The following is a 20,734-nucleotide window of genomic DNA, read 5'->3' as shown; positions in this document are numbered from 1 at the left end:
GAGCTGGAGTCGGCGCGCAGGGAGACCGACGCGCTCCAGCGCAAGCTGCGCAGCGCGCTCAGCGACGTGCGGCGCGGCGAGGCCGCGCTGCGCAAGGCCGAGGCGGAGCTGGAGGGCGTACGCACGGCCGCGGCGGCCGAGAAGGCGGCGGCTCTGGGCGAGTCGCGCCGGCTCAAGGCGCGGCTGGCGGAGGCCGACGCGGCGCTGGAGGCCGGCCGGCGGGCGGTGCGCGAGGGGCGCAGCGTGGAGGACATGCGGCTGCGGCTGCTGCTGGACACGGTCCTGGACGCGGCGCAGGGGCTGCGGCGCGAGCTGGCGCTGCCGCCGGTGTCCGTGCACCCCGCCGACACGGTGGACGCGGTGGAGCCGGGGCGGATGACGCCGAAGGACATCGCCACCCGCGCGCTGTCGGAGACCGACCCGGCGCTGCTGGACCAGCTGCTGGCGCTGCCGCAGGCGCATCTGGTGGTCGACGGCTACAACGTCACCAAGACCGGCTATCCGACGATGCCGTTGGACAAGCAGCGGCTGCGGCTGCTGGGCGGGCTCGCGATGCTGGCCGCACAGACGGGCGCGGAGATGACGTGCGTCTTCGACGGCGCCGAGCTGGCCGCGCCGGTGCTGCTCGCGCCGCCGCGCGGGGTGCGGGTGCTGTTCAGCAAGCCGGGGGTGACCGCGGACGAGCTGATCCGTCAGCTGGTGCGGGCCGAGCCGCCGGGCCGGCCGGTGGTGGTGGTCTCCACCGACCGCGAGGTGGCCGACGGGGTGGCGAAGGCGGGCGCGCGGCCGGTGGCCTCGGCGCTGCTGCTCAAGCGGCTCGCGCGCACCTGAGCGAGGCCGCTGCGGGCGGTTGAGCGACCCGCAGCTACCGGAGCGTCAAATTCCCCTTACCCAGCGTGTCCTGTGAGTAAAGGATGTGTACGTGGGGCGAGATTTTGCTCATGATGATTTGAACGGATCATACGGAGGTCACTAAGGTCGGGCCTCGAACCTTCGCGCGGTCGATCGTCCATTCGGGATGTCGGCGAAGGTCCCGCCGAACCGCGGACTCCGCGCGCCAGGCGGTCGAGGAAGAAGGAGCTCGTCTCCGTGGCGTCCCACCGTCGACCCAAGCAGCCGGGCCGCACCCGGGTGACCGTGCTCACCGCGACCGCCGCCGCTGCCGTCGCCCTCTCGGCCCAGGCCGCGCACGCCGACCCGCAGCCCTCCAAGGCCGATGTCAAGGCCAAGGTCGACAAGCTCTACGACGAGGCGGAGCAGGCCACCGAGAAGTACAACGGGGCCAAGGAGAAGCAGGAGAAGCTCGACGGGCAGGTCGGCGACCTCCAGGACAAGGTCGCCCGCGGCCAGGAGGAGCTCAACAAGCTCCGCAACAGCCTCGGTGCGGTGGCCACCGCGCAGTACCGCAGCGGCGCCATCGACCCCTCCCTCCAGCTGCTCCTCTCCTCGGACCCGGACAGCTTCCTGGAGAAGGCGTCCACCCTCAACCAGCTCGGTTCCAAGCAGGCCGACACCCTCAAGCAGATCACCGAGAAGCAGCGCACGCTCAAGCAGCAGCGCAGCGAGGCCACCGGCAAGCTCAAGGACCTCGCCGAGACCCGCAAGGCGCTCGGCGACAAGAAGGAGGAGGTGCAGGGCAAGCTCTCCGAGGCCAAGGAGCTGCTGAACACCCTCACCGCCAAGGAACGCGCCGAGATAGCCGGCGACGAGGGCAAGGACGGCGCCAAGTCCGGCGACTCGCGCGCCGGGCGCGGCAACGCCGACCGCCCGGACCTCGGCAAGAACGTCCCCACCTCGGGGCGCGCCGGCGCCGCGCTCGCCGCCGCGCAGGGCAAGATCGGCTCCCCCTACGTCTGGGGCGCGACCGGCCCGGGCTCCTTCGACTGCTCCGGACTGACCGGCTGGGCCTACGCCCAGGCCGGCGTCACCCTGCCGCGCGTCTCCGAGGACCAGGCCAACGCCGGCACCCGCATCTACGACCAGAGCCAGCTCAAGCCGGGCGATCTCGTGCTCTTCTACGGCGATCTGCACCACATCGGTCTCTACGCGGGCAACGGCATGACCCTGCACGCCCCCAAGCCGGGCGCCAGCGTGCGCTACGAGTCCATGGGCAACATGCCCTTCCAGTTCGGCGTCCGCATCGGCTGACGCCACTGGGCCGAATGGCTGAGCCGCCGCCCGTTCGGGCGAATCGCGGCGCCCTCCGCTGACTCCACGCCCCGCCGGTGACCTGCGTCTCCGGCGGGGCGTCAGTTTTCTTGCGCGCTGCGGTCTTTGAACCGGGGGTGAGCACGCCGCTACTGTCTGGCGCGCGGCGCCCGGCACGAAGCCCGCCCCTTCCCGGGGCGGCAAGGGGGCCGCTCCCACCGTGGAAGCAGAGGAAGGGAGTGCGGCAGCCTGTGGCGTTCCATCGCCGTCCCACGCAGTCCGGTCTCACGCAGACCGTCCGGGTCACCGTCCTGTCCGCCGCCGTGGCCACCGCGGCGGCCGGCCTCACGACACCCGCGGGCGCCCGGCCCGGCGGCCCCGCCGGCGACGGCGGGTCCACCCCGGCGGTGAAGGCACGGGTGGACAAGCTCTACGAGGAGGCGGAGCGGGCCACCGAGAAGTACAACGCGGCCGACGAGCGCGCGGACAGCCTGCGGGAGAAGGTGGAGCAGATCACCGACCGCGTCGCGCGCGGCCAGGAGCGGGTCAACCGGATGCGCCGCTCCCTGGGCATGATCGCCACCGCGCAGTACCGCAACGGCGCCGTCGACCCGGCCATCCAGCTGCTGCTCTCCTCCGACCCCGACGGCTACCTCGAACGCGCCGCCACCCTCGACCGCGTCACCGGCCGACAGGCCGAGGAGCTCCGGACGCTCCTGGAGGCGCAGCGCGCCCTGCGCCAGGAGCGGACGGAGGCGGTGCGCGTCCTGGGACAGCTGGAGGACACCCGCCGGGCCGTGCGGGAGCGCAAGCGGGAGGTCGAGACGAAGCTGGCCACCGCGCGCAGGCTGCTGAACTCGCTGCCGCCGGAGGACCGGGAGGCGTACGGGCGGGCCTCGCGCTCCGACGGGGACCGCTCCGAGGGCGCCCTCGCCGGCCTGCCGGACCTCGTGGCCGTCTCCTCCCGCGGCGCCGCAGCGGCCCTGGCGGCCCGCTCGGCCGTCGGCTCGCCCTACGCGTGGGGCGCGAGCGGCCCGGGCGCCTTCGACTGCTCCGGCCTGACGCAGTGGGCCTACGGCCGGGCCGGGGTGGGCCTGCCGCGCACCTCGCAGGCGCAGCGCAACGCCGGCCGCCATGTGTCGCTGTCCGACGCCCAGCCCGGTGACCTGGTGATCTACCGCAGCGACGCCAGCCATGTGGCCATGTACGTGGGCAACGGCCAGGTCGTCCACGCCCCGTATCCCGGCGCGCGGGTGCGCTACGACCCGGCCAACATGATGCCGATTTCCTCCGTGACCCGGCCATGACCGCGCCCTGAGCGCACGCCCCGGGGCGCACGGCTCATACGATGCGGGACGTGACGGGCCGGTGGTGGTGGAGCGGACACGGGGAAAAGCCCGAGGGTGACCCCGGTGCGCGGCGTGCGCGGGCGCGCCGGGCGGGATGCGCGCTGGCGGCCGCCCTGCTCACGCTCCAGGCGCTGTGCGGCTGCGGCGCCCTGGGCCTGTCCACCGGCCCGGACTCCGACGACCGGGCCGTACGGGCCCTGCTGGACCGCTGGGCGACAGCCCTGCGCGAGAGGGACGAGCGGGCCTTCCTCGCCGCCGTGGACCCGGCCGCCGAGGGCTACCGCGCCGAGCAGCGGAAGGTCTTCACCAACCTCGCCGCCGTGCCCCTGGCCTCCTGGACCTACCGCCTGGTGCGCACCGGCGGGTTCGCGCCCGCCCAGGGCGACGGCCGCCGGATCGCCGCCGAGGCCGAGCTGCGCTACCGGCTGGCCGGCTACGACACCGCTCCGGTCACCACCACCGCCCGCCTCACGCTCGTCGAGCGCGACAAGCGGTGGTACGTCGCCGCCGAGGACACCCGCAGCGCCCACCGGCACCTGTGGGAGCAGGGCGCCGTCACCGCCGTACGGGGCGAGCGCAGCCTGGTCCTCGGCGTCGGCCAGGACCGGCAGCGGCTCACCGACCTGGCGCGCGCCGCCGACCGCGCGGTGCCCGCCGTCTCCGCGGCCTGGCGACAGGAGGGGACCGGCCAGGGCGCGGGCCGGGGCGCGAGCGCCTGGCCCGGCCGGGTCGTCGTCGAGATGCCCGCCTCCGTGGAGGAGATGGCCGCCCTCCTGGACTCGCCGGTGTCCAACTACCGGGGCATCGCCGCCGTGACCACCGGCGAGGTCGGCGGCACCGGCAAGGCCCCCGCCGACCGCGTCATCGTCAACCCCCAGGCGTACGGGGCGCTCGGCACCTTCGGCCGCCAGGTCGTCCTCACCCACGAGACCGCCCACGTCGCCACCCGCGCCCTGACCTCGGCGGCCACCCCGCTGTGGCTGTCCGAGGGCTTCGCCGACTGGGCCGCCTACCGGGGCACCGACCGCACCGCCCGCCAGGCCGCGCCCGAGCTCGTCCGCGCGGTGGCCGCCGGCCGGAGCCCGCGCGAGCTGCCCACCGACGAGGACTTCGGCTTCGCGGGCGAGGCCGGGCGGCTGGCCCGCGCCTACGAGGAGGGCTGGCTCGCCTGCCGGATGATCGCCGACCGCTGGGGCGAGGAGAAGCTCGTCGCCTTCTACCGCGCCGTCGGCGACCACGACCGGCGGCCGGGGGCGGTCGCCTCGGCGCTGCGCTCGGTCCTGGGCGTCTCGCAGGCCGGCTTCACCGAGCAGTGGCGCGCCTACACCGCGAGCGAACTGCGCTGAACGCGCCGCCGCGTCCTCAGCGCGCGGTCAGCGCGGGCTCCTTCTCGGCGGGCGGATCCGTCGCCCCGGCCGGCCCCGCCTCGGTCACCGTCTCCCGCCACAGCCGGGTGCAGGAGATCAGCGTCGCCACCACCAGCAGGGCGTTGCGCAGCGTCAGCGTCGCCACCCCCAGCTTGTCGCTGGCCACCACGTGCGAGAACCAGATGGGGAACTCCAGCTGGGTGAGCGGCGCCGCCACCAGCACCAGCATGATCGGCAGCCCCTGACGCGTCGTCCGCATCGTCACGCACACCGCCGCCAGACCGATCAGCCACACCAGGTACTGCGGGCTGATCACCCGGCTGGTCGTGGTGAACAGCAGCACCGCCGCGAAGGCGGCGTCCGAGGGCGTGCACGCCGTGAACCGGCGCGCCCGCAGCCGCCACAGCAGCAGCCACGCGAAGGCCAGCACGCTCAGCACCAGCGCCAGTCGGCTCATCGTGCGGACATACGGGCCGAGGAACTCCACCGAGCCGTAGTGCAGCCGCGCGTGCCCGTGCCAGCCGACGTGCCGGCCCAGATGGAAGACCAGCGACCCCAGCGACTCCACCTCCGTGCCCCGGTCCCGCTGGAACGTCAGGAACGCCAGCGCCCCCGGCATCGTCACCGCGAACAGCAGCCCCAGCGCCGCGGCCGCGGCCAGCGCCGCGCTCCACACGGCACGGGTACGGGAACCGCGCGGCGTACCCACCAGCAGCAGCACCGGCCACACCTTGAGCAGCGCCCCGAACCCCACCAGCGCCCCCGCCAGCCGGCTCCGCCGCCCCGCCGCCAGCAGCGCCGCGACGGCCACCGCCGTCACCATCACGTCATAGCGCGCGTAGACGATCGGCCCCAGCAGCGGGACGCCCACCACCCACACCCACACGCCCTTGGCGCTGCGCCTGCCGCCCCGCACCACGTACAGCAGCAGCGCGAAGACCACCGCGTCCGCCAGGAAGCACACCATGAAGAACGCCGGGGCGTACGCCAGGAACGGCAGCAGCCCGGGCGCCAGCACGGCGAGCGCGGCGGCCGGCGGGTACTGCCAGGTCACGTCGTCGTACGGGAAGGTGCCGGTGCGCAGCACCCCGTACCAGCCCTGGTAGATCACCTCGATGTCGACGGAGACGTCCGACCCCGGCAGCACCCACACCCGGAACACGCACATCAGCAGCACGACCCGGGTGACGGCCCACACCGCGACCGAGAGCCGCAATCCAGCGCCCGCCATCATTCACCTCGCCCTTCACGGTCCACTCCACGCCGTCCGCGCGCCGCTACTGCAAGGCATGATGCCCGCCCGCGGCGCCCGCGCGCGGTGACGTGGCGGTACGCGGGGCCGTTGCCGCCCGATCGCCGCCTGGGAGAGGCCGCCGACGGCACACCCGGTACTGTCGGGCGCGATGCACAAGACCCTCATCGTCACCAACGACTTCCCGCCCCGGCCCGGCGGCATCCAGGCGTTCCTGCACAACATGGCGCTGCGCCTGGACCCGGCCGACCTCGTGGTCTATGCCTCCACCTGGAAGCGCGGACAGGAGGGCGCCGAGGCCACCGCCCGCTTCGACGCCGCCCAGCCGTTCACGGTGGTGCGCGACCGGACGACCATGCTGCTGCCCACCCCCCGGGTGACGCGGCGCGCGGCCGGCCTGCTGCGCGAACACGGCTGCTCCTCCGTGTGGTTCGGGGCCGCCGCGCCGCTCGGGCTGATGGCCCCCGCGCTGCGCCGGGCCGGCGCCCGCAGGCTGGTCGGCACGACCCACGGCCACGAGGCGGGCTGGGCGCAACTGCCCGCCTCCCGGCAGTTGCTGCGGCGGATCGGCGAGGGCACGGACACGCTCACCTATCTGGGCGAGTACACCCGGTCGCGGATCGCGGCCGCGCTCACGGACGAGGCGGCCGCGCGGATGGTCCAACTGCCGCCCGGCGTCGACGAGAAGACCTTCCACCCGGCCTCCGGCGGCGCCGAGGTCCGGGCCCGGCTCGGCCTCGCCGACCGCCCGGTCGTCGTCTGCGTCTCCCGGCTCGTGCCCCGCAAGGGCCAGGACACCCTGATCCGCGCCATGCCGCGCATCCTGGCGGCGGTCCCCGACACCGTCCTGCTGATCGTGGGCGGCGGCCCGTACGGCGCGGACCTGCGGAAGCTGGCGACGGAGACGGGCGTGGCCGACGCGGTCCGCTTCACCGGCCCCGTGCCGTGGGAGGAGCTCCCCGCGCACTACGGCGCCGGCGACGTCTTCGCCATGCCGTGCCGCACGCGCAGGGGCGGCCTGGACGTCGAAGGGCTCGGCATCGTCTACCTGGAGGCATCCGCGACGGGCCTCCCGGTGGTCGCCGGCGACTCCGGCGGGGCACCGGACGCGGTCCTGGAGGGGGAGACGGGGTACGTCGTACGGGGCGGCTCCGCGGAGGAGTCCGCGGACCGTATCGTCACGCTGCTCAACGACCCCGAACTGCGGCGCGCGATGGGGGAGCGGGGGCGGCAGTGGGTCGAGGAGAAGTGGCGCTGGGACCTCTTGGCGGACCGCCTGAAGTTGCTGCTGTGAAATGAAAGATGCCCTCGATCGCCGGGCAGGCTCCTTCGAGCCCGCCCGGCGATTGAGGGCCATCGGTGACCGGAACCGCTACGCGCGGTAGATCGCCTCGATCTCGTCCGCGAAGTCCTTCGCGACCACGTTCCGCTTCAGCTTCAGCGACGGCGTCACATGCCCGGAATCCTCCGTGAACTGCGCCGGCAGGATGCGGAACTTACGGACCGACTCCGCCTTGGAGACCGCCGCGTTGCCGTCGTCGACGGCCTTCTGCACCTCCGCCAGCAGCTCCGGGTCGTTCGCCAGCTCGGCCGGCTTCGTACCCGCCGGCTTGCCGTGCTCGGAGAGCCACCGGGGCAGGAAGTCCTCGTCCAGCGTGATCAGCGCACCGACGAAGGGGCGGGCGTCACCGACCACCATGCACTCGGCGATCAGGGCATGGGCGCGGATGCGGTCCTCGATCACGGCCGGCGCGACGTTCTTGCCGCCCGCCGTGACGATGATCTCCTTCTTCCGGCCGGTGATCGTGAGGTAGCCGTCCTCGTCGAGCGTGCCCAGGTCGCCGGTGTGGAACCAGCCGTCGGAGAGCGCGTCCCGCGTCGCCTGCTCGTTGTTCCAGTAGCCCTGGAAGAGGTGCTCGCCGTGCAGCAGCACCTCGCCGTCGTCGGCGATCCGCACGACCGAGCCGGGCAGCGGCTGGCCGACCGTACCGATCTTCTGCCGGTCCCAGGGGTTGAAGGCGGTCGCCGCGCAGGACTCGGTGAGGCCGTAGCCCTCCAGGACGGTGAAGCCGATGCCCCGGTAGAAGTGGCCCAGGCGCTCGCCCAGCGGCGCGCCACCGGAGATGGCGTGCGTCGCCCGGCCGCCGAGGACCGCGCGGAGCTTGCCGTAGACCAGCTTGTCGAAGATCGCGTGCTTGATGCGCAGGCCCAGCGACGGGCCGGCCGAGGTGTCGCTCGCGCGGCTGTACGCGATGGCGGCGTCGGCGGCCCGGTCGAAGATCTTGCCCTTGCCGTCGGCCTGGGCCTTGGCGCGGGCGGAGTTGTAGACCTTCTCGAAGACGCGCGGCACGCCCAGGATCAGCGTCGGCCGGAAGGAGGCGAGCTCCTCGGTCAGGTTCCGGATGTCGGGAACGCAGCCCAGCTTGATCGGGGCGAGCACCGCGGAGATCTCGACCAGCCGCCCGAAGACGTGGGCGGTGGGCAGGAACAGCAGCACGGACGAGTCGCCGGTGTTGAACAGCGGCTTCAGGCGCTCCACCGCGTTGCCGCACTCCACGAAGAACGCGCGGTGGGAGAGCACGCAGCCCTTGGGGCGCCCGGTGGTGCCGGAGGTGTAGACGATGGTCGCGGGCGAGTCGGCGTTGGCGAGCGCGCTGCGCTCGTCGACCTCCTCGTCGGTCAGGCCCGTACCGGCCTCGCACAGCCGCTCGACCGCGTCGCCCTCGATCCGCCAGACGTGCCGGAGGTCGGGCAGCCGGTCGCGCACGGACTCCACGGCCGACTCGTGCGTCTCGCTCTCGACGACGCAGGCGACCGCGCCGGAGTCGCCGAGGATCCACTGGATCTGCTCGGGCGAGCTGGTCTCGTACACCGGCACCGTCACGCCGCCGGCGCTCCAGATGGCGAAGTCCAGCAGCGTCCACTCGTAGCGGGTGCGGGACATCAGGCCCACCCGGTCTCCCGGCCGCACACCGGAAGCCATGAGGCCCTTGGCCGCCGCACGGACCTCGGCCAGGAAGGCGACGGCGGTGACGTCCTCCCAGCGGCCGTCGACCTTGCGCCCTATGACGGCGACGTCGGGGCGCTGCGCGGCGTTGCGGCGGATGAGATCCGTCAGGTTTCCGTCCGCAGGGACCTCATAGAGGGCCGGAAGGCTGAACTCGCGCAAGACTGCTGCTCCTCGTCGGGCGCCGGCGCCGCCGCGTCGTTGGGGGGCGCTGCGTCGGCTGCGGTCCATGAATCAGGCAAGGGGGGTAGTGGACTGCCCGGACGTTACCCACCGGTATCGCTTTCGAATAGGGGGTCACGGCCAGATGTTCTCTGCGTCACATGCCACGGGACTGCTCTGCGAACCCTAGCTCCTCCGCTCGGTGACCCGGAAGTAACCGCAGGTCGGGGACCTACCGGAGCCCTCCCGCAGAGCCTAGGGTGATCGGCATGCGAGTTCACGTGGTCAGCGATGTGCACGGCAACAGCGAGGGGCTCGCGCGGGCGGGCGACGGCGCCGACGCCCTGGTGTGCCTCGGCGACCTCGTCCTGTTCCTCGACTACGCCGACCACTCGCGCGGCATCTTCCCCGAGCTGTTCGGCGTCGAGAACGCCGACCTGATCGTGGAGCTGCGCACCGCCCGCCGCTTCGAGGAGGCCCGCGAGCTCGGGCGGCGCCTGTGGCAGGGCATCGACCGCGACGCCGCCGTCGAGGCCGCGGTCCGCAAGCAGTACGCCGAGCTCTTCGCCGCCTTCCCCACCCCCACCTACGCCACCTACGGCAACGTCGACATCCCCCGGCTGTGGCCCGAGTACGCCGGCGCCGGCACCACCGTCCTCGACGGCGAGCGGGTGGAGATCGGCGGCCGCGTCTTCGGATTCGTCGGCGGTGGCCTGCGCACGCCCATGCGCACGCCCCACGAGATCGACGACGAGACGTACGCCGAGAAGATCGCCGCCCTCGGCGAGGTCGACGTCCTGTGCTCCCACATCCCGCCCGACGTGCCCGAACTCTGCTACGACACCGTCGCCCGCCGCTTCGAGCGCGGCAGCTCCGCCCTGCTGGAGGCGATCCGCGCGACCCGGCCCGCGTACGCCCTCTTCGGCCACGTCCACCAGCCGCTCGCCCGGCGGATGCGGATCGGCGGAACGGAATGCGTCAACGTCGGCCACTTCGCCTCCAGCGGTACACCCTGGGTGCTGGAGTGGTGACCGACGGCGCGAGGTAGCCTGCACCGGCAGGTATTCGAGGCGGCGGACCGGTACGGAGGAGCCACACAGATGGCGGAACACACCAGCTCGAGCATCACGATCGAGGCGACACCCGCCGAGGTCATGGCGGTGATCGCGGACTTCGACCGCTACGCGGAGTGGACCGGGGAGGTCAAGCAGGCCGAGGTGCTCGCCACGGACGACCGGGGCCGCGCCGCGCAGGTACGGCTGGTCCTGGACGCCGGTGCGATCAAGGACGACCACACGCTGGCCTACAGCTGGCCCGCGGAGAACGTCGTCAGCTGGTCGCTGGTCAAGTCCCAGATGCTGCGCCAGCTCGACGGCTCGTACAGCCTGGAACCGGCGGCGGGCGGCGCCCACACCAAGGTCACCTACCAGCTGACGGTCGACGTCAAGATCCCGATGCTCGGAATGATCAAGCGCAAGGCGGAGAAGGTCATCATCGACCGCGCCCTCGACGGCCTCAAGCAGCGGGTCGAGAGCGGCACGGCGTCCTGACACCCGGCGGTACCTCCCCCACCGGCCCCACCGGCACCCCTCGCCGGACGCCCCCCACCGAACCACGCACCTCACTGCCGGAGGCTCCACCTTGCGCACGGTCCTCGTCACCGGTCCCGGCGGCGCGGGCCGCACCACCACGGCGGCGGCCACGGCGCTCGCCGCGGCCCGCAAGGGCCGCCGCGTACTGCTGCTGACCTGCGACCGGGGCCCCGCCCCGGAAGCGGTGCTCGGCACCGCGCTGCCCCGGCCCACCGCCGGCGTGACCGACGGCACCCCCTGGGGGCCGCCCGTCGAGGCCGCCCCCGGCCTGTGGGCCGCCCGCATCGCCACCGGCGCGCACTTCGAGGACCGCGCCCGCGACCTCCAGGAGCGCGGCGCCTCCCTCTTCGACCTCCTCGGCGCCACCCCCCTCGACCCCGAGGAACTCACCGAACTCCCCGGCGCCGAACCCCTCGCCGTCCTCTCCGCCCTGCGCGCCGCCCACGCCGGACGCGACGGCTGGGACCTGCTCGTCGTCGACATGCCGCCCGCGCACGAGACCGTGCGGCTGCTCGCCCTGCCCGAGCAGCTCCGGCGCTACCTGCGCCGGCTGCTGCCCGCCGAGCGGCAGGCCGCCCGCGCGCTGCGCCCGATGCTCGCCCAGCTCGCCGGTGTGCCGATGCCCGCGCAGCGGCTGTACGAGACCGCCGAGCGCTGGGAGGCCGAGCTCGCCGCCGTCCAGGACGTGGTCGAGGCGGCCGGCACGACCGTGCGCCTGGTGGCCGAACCCGGGCCGCTCGCCGTCGAGGAACTGCGCCTGACCCGCGCCGGCCTCGCCCTCCAGGGCTGCCGCGTGGACACCCTCGTCGCCAACCGGCTGCTCCCGGACACCTCCGCGGGCGACTGGCTGGCAGGTCTCGCCGCCGAGCAGCGGACGGCGCACAAGGCCCTGCACGAGGAGTTCCTCGTCGACGGCGTCACCGTCTGCGAACTGCCCCACCTCGGCCGCGCCCCGCGCGGCCGCGCCGACCTCGCCGAGCTGGTCACCCGCGCGTCCTCGACGACCATCGGCGGCGGCAGCGGCGCCGTCGGCGTCGTCGAGGGCGAGGGCCTGGCCGACGAGCTCGACGGCTGGGACGCCGACACGAGCCCCGAGCCGGACGCCTGGACCGTCGAGGACCGCCTCGCCGCCGACGGCGTGCTGGTGTGGCGGCTGCCCCTGCCCGGCGCCGACCGGGACGCGCTCGACCTCATACGCCGCGGCGACGAACTGATCGTCGGTGTCGGCCCGTTCCGCCGCGTCCTGCCCCTGCCGTCCGCGCTGCGCCGCTGCACCGTCTCCGGCGCGGGCCTGCGCGACGGTGCCCTGTGCGTGCGCTTCACGCCCGACCCCGCCCTGTGGCCGAGGACTCCCTGAACGCTCCCGCGCCCTTCAGGTAACGTCGAAGGAAATACCAGTCGCAGGAGTCCGCCATGAGCGATGCCACCGAGCGCCCCGCACCGCACGGGGAGCCCGATCCCGATGCCTGGGAGCAGGCGTGCGCCGAAGACCTCGCCGCCGAGCGGGCCCGCCGCCGTGAGCGGTACGGGCAGCAGCCCGGCAGCGCCGCCGAGGAGCTGCGCAAGCTCGTCGACGCCGTGACCGACAAGGTCGCCTCCTTCCAGCTGCCGCTGGCCGGTGTGGCCGCGCAGGACGTCGTCCAGCAGGTCCTGGCCCAGGCCAAGGCCGCCGTCGAGCCGGTCATCGAGCGCAACCCCGACGTCTTCGACCACCTGGCCTCCGCCGGCTCCGAACTGCTGGCCGCCTACCGCGCCGCCGTCCAGGGCCAGGAGGGCCGCTGGACGCGCGGCGGGCCCACGGGCGGTCCCACCGAGCCCAAAACGTCCGGTAAGCCCGGCGACGGCGATGCGCCCGCCGGTGGAACCGAGCGCATCGACCTCGACTGACCTGGCCCTCCGGTACGGTGGTCGACGGCGGGGCAGGACCGAAAAACTGAGGGACACATGGGACTCACCATCGGCGTCGACATCGGCGGCACGAAGATCGCGGCCGGCGTGGTCGACGAGGACGGCAACATCCTCGCGACGTGCAAGGTGCCGACCCCGCCGACCCCCGAGGGGGTCATCGACGCCATCGCGGACGCCGTGCGCACGGTCAGCGCCGGCCACGCCGTCGAGGCGGTCGGCATCGGCGCGGCGGGCTACGTGGACGACAAGCGCGCCACGGTCCTCTTCGCCCCGAACATCAACTGGCGCCACGAGGCACTGAAGGACAAGGTCGAGCAGCGCGTCGGCCTCCCGGTCGTCGTCGAGAACGACGCCAACGCGGCGGCCTGGGGCGAATACCGCTTCGGCGCCGGCCAGGGCCACGACGACGTCATCTGCATCACCCTCGGCACCGGCCTCGGCGGCGGCATCATCATCGGCAACAAGCTGCGCCGCGGCCGCTTCGGCGTGGCCGCCGAGTTCGGCCACATCCGGGTCGTCCCCGACGGCCTGCTGTGCGGCTGCGGCAGCCAGGGCTGCTGGGAGCAGTACGCCTCCGGGCGCGCCCTCGTCCGCTACGCCAAGCAGCGCGCCAACGCCACCCCGGAGAACGCCACGGTCCTGCTGGGCCTCGGCGACGGCACGGTCGAGGGCATCGAGGGCAAGCACATCAGCGCCGCCGCCCGGCAGGGCGACCCGGTCGCCATCGACTCCTTCCGCGAGCTGGCCCGCTGGGCGGGCGCGGGCCTGGCCGACCTGGCCTCGCTCTTCGACCCGTCCGCGTTCATCGTCGGCGGCGGGGTCTCGGACGAGGGCGACCTCGTGCTCGACCCCATCCGCAAGTCCTTCAAGCGCTGGCTGATCGGCGGCCAGTGGCGCCCGCACGCGCAGGTGCTCGCCGCGCAGCTGGGCGGCAAGGCCGGCCTGGTCGGCGCCGCCGACCTCGCGCGTCAGGGGTAACACCCCTCTTCCCGGGGTGCGTCCCGGGTTCCCGGCGGACAGCGACCACGACGTCGTGGTCCGGCGGTGGCGCACCGGCAGTCGCTGCCGGTCCGCCACCGCCGGGCTCGCGGAAAGGGAAAGCACCGTGCCGCACGACCTCCCCGCATCCCGGACGGAGCCCGACGGCTCGGTCGTCGTACGGGTCCTGAGCTACAACGTCCGCTCCATGCGCGACGACGTCCCCGCCCTCGGCCGCGTCATCAGCGCCTGCGCCCCCGACGTCGTCTGCGTCCAGGAGGCCCCGCGCTTCTTCCGCTGGCGCAAGGCCGCCGCCCGCCTCGCCCGCGAGTCCGGGCTGGTGTACGTCACCGGCGGCGCCACCGCCTCGGGGCCGATGATCCTCGCCTCGCTCCGCGCCCATGTCGAGCGCACCGAGGACGTCCTGCTGCCCCGTACTCCCGGCCTCCACCAGCGCGGCTTCGCCACGGCGGTGCTGCGGTTCGGCGGGGTGCGGCTCGGTGTCCTCAGCTGCCATCTGAGCATCAAGGACGGGGAGCGCCACGCACAGGGCCGGCTGCTCCTGGAGCGGCTGGCCGCCCTCGGCGTCCCGCACGCCGTCGCGGCCGGCGACCTCAACGACCGTCCCGACGGGCGGACGTTCGGGCTCCTCGCGGAATCCCTCCAGGACGGCTGGGCGACGAAGCCGTGGGGGCGGGAGCACACGACGCGGCTGGGTGATCCGCTCCAGCGGATCGACGCGGTGTTCGCGACGGGGGGTGTGGAGGTGCTGGGGTGCGGGGTCCCCATGGGATTGGCGGGAGTTGCGGAGGCGGACCTGCGCTCGGCGACGGACCATTTGCCGGTGCTGGCCGCGCTGCGGGTGCCGGCCTCGTAGCACGGGGCTCCGCCCCGGGACCCCCGGCCCTCAAGCACCGGCCGGGCTGGAAACGCCCGGCCGGAAGCGTTCAGACCACCGCTCCCCGGCCCGGGTCGTCGTCGTCCTCGTCGGAGTCCTTCATGCGCAGGACCAGCGTCGCGAAGCCGCCGAGGAAGCCGCCCACGCCCAGCGTCGTGATCCACCAGGTCAGTTCCTGCCGCAGCAGCACCATGACGAGCAGCAGGAACGGGCCGCCCAGGACCGCGATCCAGGCGAAGCGGGCCGTGACGTCACCGGTGGGCAGCGGCGGGGGCTCCGGCGGGACGAAGTGGCCCTCCTCCGCCTCGTCGAGGTCCTCCTCGCCGGCGGCGGGCGTGTCCCAGTCGCGCGGGCCGACCCCGGGCGCGTACACGATGAAGCCGCCCACGGGCTGGTCCGGCCGCTCCGGGGCCGCCGGGCCGGGCTCCGCGGGCTGGTCGGTGGCCGGGAGCGGCACGTCCTCGACCTTCGGGGCGTCCCCGGTGGCGGGCCAGCGGCCGGTCTCCGGGTCCGGCTGCTCGCCGTACGCGGCGACGAGCTCGGCCCACGCCGCGTCCTCGTCCAGCGGGTCGCGACTGTCGTCGCGGTCGCGGTCGTGGTCCGCGTCGTGCTCAGCCATGGGGTGCCGCCCCGACGTCCGCCGTGAGCCGGCCGATGAACGCGGACGTCTCCTCGAAGATCAGCTCCGCGTCGTGGTCCAGGGTCGCCACGTGATAGCTGCGCTCCAGCAGCCGCTCGGTGACGTCGCGGGACGAGACGCGGGCCAGGATGCGCGCCGAGTCGACGGGCGGCACGACATGGTCGTCCGGGCTGTGCAGCAGCAGCAACGGCTGTGTCACCTGCGGCAGTTCGCCGTCGAGCATCCGCAGGAAGCGGTACAGCGAGTGCGCCGCGTGCAGCGGCACCCGGTCGTAGCCGACCTCCTCGGCACCCGGCTTGGCGATGTCGCTGGCGATGCCCGCCTGTGTGGGCACCAGGTGGCGCACCACCGGCAGGGACTTCGCGGCCAGGCCGTGCACCTTGTTGGCGGGGTTGACCAGCACGATGCCCGCGATGCCGGCGCCGTGCTTCGCCGCCAGGCGCAGGGCCAGCGCACCGCCCATCGACAGGCCGCAGACGAACACCCGGGAGCAGTGCTCCCGCAGCTCTCCCAGCGCCCGGTCCACCTCGGCGTACCAGTCCTGCCAGCCGGTGAGCTGCATGTCCTGCCACCGGGTGCCGTGCCCCGGCAGCAGCGGCAGGGAGACGGTGAGACCGCGCTCCGCGAGGTGCTCGGCCCAGGGCCGTACGGACTGCGGGGAACCGGTGAAGCCGTGACACACGAGGACGCCGACCTCTCCGCCGTCGTGGCGGAACGGCTCGGCGCCGGGGAGGAGCGGCACCGGAATCTCCGATCGGGGGAACGGGTAAAGGGGTCTGGCCCTCAGCGTACGCGGAGCGCCGCCGGGCGGGTAGGCAGGTTAAGGTCTCCTCGTCACTACAGGAGGTTCTCGGTTGTTCTACGGCGCTATGAAGCTGTCCATCGGCGGGTCGCTGAAGCTTGCCTTCCGGCCGTGGGTGGAGGGGCTGGAGAACATCCCGGCCGAAGGGCCCGCGATCCTGGCGAGCAACCACCTCTCGTTCTCGGACTCCTTCTTCCTTCCCGCGGTACTGGATCGCAAGATCACCTTTATCGCGAAGCAGGAATACTTCACCTCCCCCGGAGTCAAGGGAAAGCTGACGGCCGCGTTCTTCAAGGGCGTGGGTCAGCTGCCCGTCGACCGTTCGGGCGGTCGCGGCGCGGGCGAAGCGGCGATCAAGAGCGGCCTGGAGGTGCTGGAGCGCGGTGAGCTGTTCGGGATCTACCCCGAGGGCACCCGTTCCCCCGACGGCCGGCTCTACCGCGGCAAGCCCGGCGGCCTCGCCCGGGTGGCACTGCTGTCCGGCGCCCCCGTCATCCCCGTCGCGATGATCGACACCGAGAAGGTGCAGCCGCCCGGGAAGGTCCTGCCCAAGATGATCCGGCCGGGCATCCGGATCGGCGAACCGCTGGACTTCAGCCGCTACCACGGCATGGACGGCGACCGCTTCATCCTGCGCTCGGTGACCGACGAGGTCATGTACAAGATCATGGAGCTCTCCGGCCAGGAGTACGTGGACGTCTACGCGACCGCCGCCAAGCGGGCGATCGCGGACGAGGCCAAGCGCAAGGCCGAGGAGGAGAAGGCGGCGAAGGCCGCCGGACTCGACAAGCCGGGCAAGCGGCCCGAGGCGTAGCCGCGCCCGGACCGGGGGGTTGGACGATGGCACCGCGCAGCAAGAGGCCGCGCGTCGTACGGATGTCGGTGGAGCTGCCGCTGTGGCGCGCGCTGACCGGCTACCGGATCCTGACGCTCGGATACGCCCTCGCACTTTTCGTTTTCAACTACGGCGAGTACGCCCACCCGCTCACCGGCGCGCTCTACATGGGCGTACTGGCCCTGTGGATGGCGCTGACCTGGCGGCGGACCGCCTCGCCCGAACGCTGCACCCGGCGGTTCCTGGCCGCCGACCTCGGCATCGCGCTGGCCGGCATCCTGCTCACCGCGTTCGTCGACTCCGCCGACCGCATCGACAGCGGCGCGGCCACGCTCCCGTCCATATGGGCGGGCGGCGCCGTGCTGGGCTGCGCCATCAAGGGCGGCTGGCGCTGGGCGGCCGCCGGCTCCACGCTGGTGGCCGCAGCCAACCTCGCCGAGCGCGGCAGTCCCGCCCGCGACACCGTCCACAACGTGCTGCTGGTGTGGGTCTCCTCCATCGCCATCGGCTACATCGTCGAGGTGGCCCGCGCCAGTGAGCGCACGCTCGCCCGCGCCCTCCAGATCGAGGCCGCGACCCGCGAGCGCGAACGGCTGGCCCGCGACATCCACGACAGCGTCCTGCAGGTGCTGGCCATGGTGCAGCGCCGGGGCGCGGCCCTGGGCGGCGAGGCGGCCGAGCTCGGCCGGATGGCCGGTGAGCAGGAGATCGCGCTGCGCACCCTGGTCGCCGGCGGGCTGCTGCCCCCGCAGGGGTCCTTGGCGCAGGCCGCCGAGGACGCCGAGCTGGCCGGGCTCGTACAGCCCGTACCCGCTCCGCGGCCCCCGTCGGGTCCCTGCGACGTCGGGGCGCTGCTCGCCCCGCACGCGGGCGCCGACGTGTCCTTCGCCGGTCCCGGCACGCCCGTCCTGCTGGAGGCGGCCGCCGCGGCGGAGCTGGCGGCCGCCGTCGGTGCCGCCCTGGACAACGTCCGCAAGCACGCCGGCGACGGCGCGCGGGCCTGGATCCTGCTGGAGGACGAACCGGACGCGGTGATCGTCACCGTGCGGGACGACGGCCCGGGCATCCCGGAGGGGCGGCTGGCCGACGCCGAGCGGGAGGGACGCATGGGCGTCGCCCTGTCGATCCGCGGCAGACTGCTGGACCTGGGCGGCAGCGCCGAGCTGCTGTCCGTCCCGGGCCAGGGCACAGAGGTCGAATTGAAGGTTCCGAGAGTTTCCCGGGGGAGTGGGGTCGAGCGATGAGTGACGAGCGGACCGTGAAGGTCATGGTGGTCGACGACCACCCCATGTGGCGTGACGCGGTCGCCCGCGACCTGGCGGCGGCCGGGTTCGACGTCGTGGCGACCGCCGGCGACGGCCCCCAGGCGGTGCGCCGCGCGCGGGCCGCCGCCCCCGACGTGCTGGTCCTCGACCTCAATCTGCCGGGCCTGCCCGGCGTCGCGGTCTGCAAGGAACTGGTCGGCGAGAACCCCGCCCTGCGCGTCCTGGTCCTCTCCGCCAGCGGCGAGCACGCCGACGTCCTGGAGGCGGTGAAGTCCGGGGCGACCGGCTATCTGCTGAAGTCGGCCAGTACGGACGAGCTCGTCGACGCCGTGCGCCGGACCGCCGCCGGCGACCCGGTCTTCACCCCCGGACTCGCCGGCCTCGTCCTCGGCGAGTACCGCCGGCTGGCCGCCGACCCGGCCCCCGCCGCCCCTTACGAGGCCGAGGCGCCCCGGCTGACCGATCGCGAGACGGAGGTCCTGCGGCTCGTCGCCAAGGGCCTGTCGTACAAGCAGATCGCCGAGCGGCTGGTTATTTCCCACCGCACGGTGCAGAACCATGTGCAGAACACCTTGGGAAAGCTTCAGTTGCACAACCGCGTGGAGCTCGTGCGCTACGCGATAGAGCGAGGTCTCGACGACGCCTGACCCTGCGGTGGCCGGGCGGCGTTCCCGGCTGCTGGAGGGAGAAGGTCATGCGGGTCGGAGTACTGACCGGCGGGGGTGACTGCCCCGGGCTCAACGCGGTCATCCGCGCGGTCGTCCGCAAGGGCGTCCAGGAGTACCGCTACGAATTCATCGGCTACCGCGACGGTTGGCGCGGACTGCTCGACGGAACGACCGTACGGCTGGGCATCGAGGCCGTCCGCGGCATCCTCCCGCGCGGCGGCACGGTGCTCGGCTCCTCGCGCACCAACCCGTTCACGACGCGGGACGGCGTCCACCGGATCCGGGAACACCTGGCCAAGGACGAGGTGGACGCCCTGATCGCCATCGGCGGCGAGGACACGCTCGGCGTCGCCGCCCGGCTCCACGCCGAGTACGGCGTCCGCTGCGTCGGCGTCCCCAAGACCATCGACAACGACCTCTCCGCCACGGACTACACCTTCGGCTTCGACACCGCCGTCAACATCGCCACCGAGGCCATCGACCGCCTGCACACCACCGCCGAGTCCCACATGCGGGTCCTCGTCGTGGAGGTCATGGGCCGCCACGCGGGCTGGATCGCCCTGCACTCCGGCCTCGCCGGCGGCGCGAACGTCATCCTCATCCCGGAACAGCGCTTCGACCTCGACGAGGTCTGCGGCTGGGTCACGTCCCGCTTCCGCGCCAGCTACGCCCCGATCGTGGTGGTCGCGGAGGGCGCCATGCCCAAGGACGGCGACCTCGTCCTCAAGGACGCCTCCGCCCAGGACTCCTTCGGCCACGTACGGCTGTCCGGCGTGGGCGAGTGGCTGGCGAAGGAGATCGAACGGCGTACGGGCGAGGAGGCGCGGACGACGGTCCTGGGCCACGTCCAGCGGGGCGGGACGCCGAGCGCGTTCGACCGGTGGCTGGCGACGCGGTTCGGGCTGCACGCGATCGCCGCGGTGCGGGACGGGGATTTCGGGCGGATGGTGGCGTTGCGGGGGACGGAGATCGTGCGCGTGCCTCTCGGCGAGGCGACGGCTCGGCTGAAGACGGTGCCGGCCGCGACGTACGAGGAAGTGAAGGTCTTCTTCGGCTGAGCCTTGCCCCGGCTACCGCCGGGGTGTCCTCAATCGCCGGGCGGGCTCAATTGAGCCCGCCCGGCGATTGAGGGCAAGGGTGGGCGGGCGGGAACCCTCAGACCAGCACCGAAGCCAGCAGCTCCGCCACGATCGCCGCACCGTCCCGCGTCAGCACCGACTCCGGGTGGAACTGAACGCCGGCGAAGCCCGGCCCCCGCACCGCGTGCACGTCACCCCCCGCGTCCCGGCTCAATTCGATCCGGTGCATCGCCAGCTCCGCCTCCGCCACGTCACCGCACACAGCGGTGAACGTGTTGTAGAAGCCCACCGTCTCCTCCCGGCCGAAGAAGTCGATGCGTTCCTGCGCGCCCTGGAACGGCACCGTCTTGCGGACGATCTCCAGGCCCAGCTCCGCCGCGATCAGTTCGTGGCCCAGGCAGACGCCCAGCAGCCCGTACCGGTGGTGCTTCAGCAGTTCCGCCGCCAGCTCGCGCAGCAGTCGCATCTTCGGGTCGGCGGTGTCCGAGGGGTTTCCGGGGCCGGGCCCCAGCACCACCGGGCCCTCGTGGCGCAGCGCCGCCTCCCGCAGGCCCGGCTCGTCGAAGCGGCGCACCGTCACCGTCAGACCGGACGTGCGCAGCAGGTGCGCCAGCATCGCCGTGAACGTGTCCTCGCCGTCGACGACGAGCGCGTGGCCGTTCAGCCGCGCCGTCGAGGCGGGGCTCTGCATCCGCAGCCAGAAGGGGGCCAGGTCCGCGCGGCGGGCGTCGAGCGCCGCCCGCACCCGCGGGTCGTCCGCGAGCCGGGCCGCAGGGCGCGCGGG

The 20,734-nt window shown here is 73.6% G+C and carries 20 protein-coding genes; 15 read left to right on the top strand and 5 right to left on the bottom strand.

Features of this window, described 5'->3' with window-relative positions; translation table 11 throughout:
• From J7E86_RS25575 to J7E86_RS25560, 4 genes are all read left to right on the top strand, one after another.
• A partial coding sequence (locus J7E86_RS25575) for an NYN domain-containing protein (RefSeq protein WP_215084637.1) occupies positions 1-831 on the top strand: 831 nt, incomplete at its 5' end.
• A gap of 258 nt (positions 832-1,089) precedes the next feature.
• Positions 1,090-2,148: a C40 family peptidase gene (locus tag J7E86_RS25570; protein WP_215084636.1), complete on the top strand. Its 1,059-nt coding sequence runs from the start codon at positions 1,090-1,092 to the stop codon at positions 2,146-2,148.
• Between the two features lie 251 nt (positions 2,149-2,399).
• Positions 2,400-3,455 (top strand): NlpC/P60 family protein, encoded by a 1,056-nt coding sequence (locus tag J7E86_RS25565; protein WP_215084634.1) that lies wholly within the window; start codon positions 2,400-2,402, stop codon positions 3,453-3,455.
• A 50-nt stretch (positions 3,456-3,505) separates the two neighbouring features.
• Positions 3,506-4,843: a hypothetical protein gene (locus J7E86_RS25560; protein WP_374223861.1), complete on the top strand. Its 1,338-nt coding sequence runs from the start codon at positions 3,506-3,508 to the stop codon at positions 4,841-4,843.
• Between the two features lie 16 nt (positions 4,844-4,859).
• Here J7E86_RS25560 and J7E86_RS25555 read toward each other — a convergent pair whose 3' ends face one another.
• The gene (locus J7E86_RS25555; RefSeq protein ID WP_374223860.1) at positions 4,860-6,098 is read right to left on the bottom strand and encodes a glycosyltransferase 87 family protein; all 1,239 of its coding nucleotides are present in this window, start codon (positions 6,096-6,098) and stop codon (positions 4,860-4,862) included.
• Between the two features lie 169 nt (positions 6,099-6,267).
• Here J7E86_RS25555 and J7E86_RS25550 point away from each other — a divergent pair, with 169 nt between their 5' ends.
• Entirely contained in the window at positions 6,268-7,410 is a 1,143-nt protein-coding gene (locus J7E86_RS25550) for a glycosyltransferase family 4 protein (RefSeq protein ID WP_215084632.1), read from the top strand.
• A gap of 78 nt (positions 7,411-7,488) precedes the next feature.
• Here the strand turns inward: J7E86_RS25550 and J7E86_RS25545 are convergent, their stop codons facing one another.
• Positions 7,489-9,285, bottom strand: a complete 1,797-nt coding sequence (locus J7E86_RS25545; RefSeq protein ID WP_215084630.1) for a long-chain fatty acid--CoA ligase — start codon at positions 9,283-9,285, stop codon at positions 7,489-7,491.
• A gap of 269 nt (positions 9,286-9,554) precedes the next feature.
• Between J7E86_RS25545 and J7E86_RS25540 the strand changes: the two genes are divergently transcribed.
• From J7E86_RS25540 to J7E86_RS25515, 6 genes are all read left to right on the top strand, one after another.
• Positions 9,555-10,316, top strand: a complete 762-nt coding sequence (locus J7E86_RS25540) for a metallophosphoesterase (RefSeq protein WP_215084628.1) — start codon at positions 9,555-9,557, stop codon at positions 10,314-10,316.
• A 69-nt stretch (positions 10,317-10,385) separates the two neighbouring features.
• On the top strand, positions 10,386-10,835 hold the full coding sequence (locus J7E86_RS25535; protein WP_215084626.1) for an SRPBCC family protein: 450 nt from the start codon (positions 10,386-10,388) through the stop codon (positions 10,833-10,835).
• A 91-nt stretch (positions 10,836-10,926) separates the two neighbouring features.
• A complete protein-coding gene (locus J7E86_RS25530; protein ID WP_215084624.1) occupies positions 10,927-12,234 on the top strand; it encodes an ArsA family ATPase in 1,308 nt (435 codons plus the stop codon).
• Between the two features lie 56 nt (positions 12,235-12,290).
• Complete coding sequence (locus J7E86_RS25525) at positions 12,291-12,764, top strand: DUF5304 domain-containing protein (protein ID WP_215084622.1); 474 nt, start codon at positions 12,291-12,293, stop codon at positions 12,762-12,764.
• A gap of 57 nt (positions 12,765-12,821) precedes the next feature.
• A complete protein-coding gene (locus J7E86_RS25520) occupies positions 12,822-13,763 on the top strand; it encodes an ROK family glucokinase (protein ID WP_215084620.1) in 942 nt (313 codons plus the stop codon).
• A 127-nt stretch (positions 13,764-13,890) separates the two neighbouring features.
• On the top strand, positions 13,891-14,640 hold the full coding sequence (locus J7E86_RS25515; RefSeq protein ID WP_215084618.1) for an endonuclease/exonuclease/phosphatase family protein: 750 nt from the start codon (positions 13,891-13,893) through the stop codon (positions 14,638-14,640).
• 70 nt (positions 14,641-14,710) lie between these two features.
• Here the strand turns inward: J7E86_RS25515 and J7E86_RS25510 are convergent, their stop codons facing one another.
• Both J7E86_RS25510 and J7E86_RS25505 read right to left on the bottom strand, forming a co-directional pair.
• Positions 14,711-15,280 carry a hypothetical protein gene (locus tag J7E86_RS25510; protein ID WP_215084616.1) on the bottom strand — a complete coding sequence of 190 codons (570 nt, stop codon included), beginning with the start codon at positions 15,278-15,280 and terminating at the stop codon, positions 14,711-14,713.
• A complete protein-coding gene (locus J7E86_RS25505) occupies positions 15,273-16,043 on the bottom strand; it encodes a carboxylesterase (RefSeq protein ID WP_215084614.1) in 771 nt (256 codons plus the stop codon). Before J7E86_RS25505 ends, J7E86_RS25510 begins: the two co-directional genes overlap by 8 nt.
• A 112-nt stretch (positions 16,044-16,155) precedes the next feature.
• Here J7E86_RS25505 and J7E86_RS25500 point away from each other — a divergent pair, with 112 nt between their 5' ends.
• Genes J7E86_RS25500 through J7E86_RS25485 form a run of 4 tightly spaced genes read left to right on the top strand, consistent with a single transcriptional unit; the run spans position 16,156 to position 19,929 of the window.
• Entirely contained in the window at positions 16,156-16,917 is a 762-nt protein-coding gene (locus J7E86_RS25500; protein ID WP_251019662.1) for a 1-acyl-sn-glycerol-3-phosphate acyltransferase, read from the top strand.
• A gap of 26 nt (positions 16,918-16,943) precedes the next feature.
• Positions 16,944-18,182, top strand: a complete 1,239-nt coding sequence (macS, locus tag J7E86_RS25495) for a MacS family sensor histidine kinase (RefSeq protein ID WP_251019661.1) — start codon at positions 16,944-16,946, stop codon at positions 18,180-18,182.
• On the top strand, positions 18,179-18,850 hold the full coding sequence (locus J7E86_RS25490) for a response regulator transcription factor (protein ID WP_215084612.1): 672 nt from the start codon (positions 18,179-18,181) through the stop codon (positions 18,848-18,850). Before macS ends, J7E86_RS25490 begins: the two co-directional genes overlap by 4 nt.
• Positions 18,851-18,897: 47 nt before the next feature.
• Complete coding sequence (locus tag J7E86_RS25485) at positions 18,898-19,929, top strand: 6-phosphofructokinase (protein ID WP_215084610.1); 1,032 nt, start codon at positions 18,898-18,900, stop codon at positions 19,927-19,929.
• A 97-nt stretch (positions 19,930-20,026) separates the two neighbouring features.
• Here J7E86_RS25485 and J7E86_RS25480 read toward each other — a convergent pair.
• A partial coding sequence (locus J7E86_RS25480) for an aminodeoxychorismate/anthranilate synthase component II (protein ID WP_215084608.1) occupies positions 20,027-20,734 on the bottom strand: 708 nt, incomplete at its 5' end.

Origin of the sequence: Streptomyces sp. ISL-11 (assembly GCF_018614525.1) — a bacterium.
GTDB lineage: Bacteria > Actinomycetota > Actinomycetes > Streptomycetales > Streptomycetaceae > Streptomyces.
Note: the sequence above shows the minus strand (reverse complement) of the source record. Positions and strands in the feature narration are given on the sequence as shown.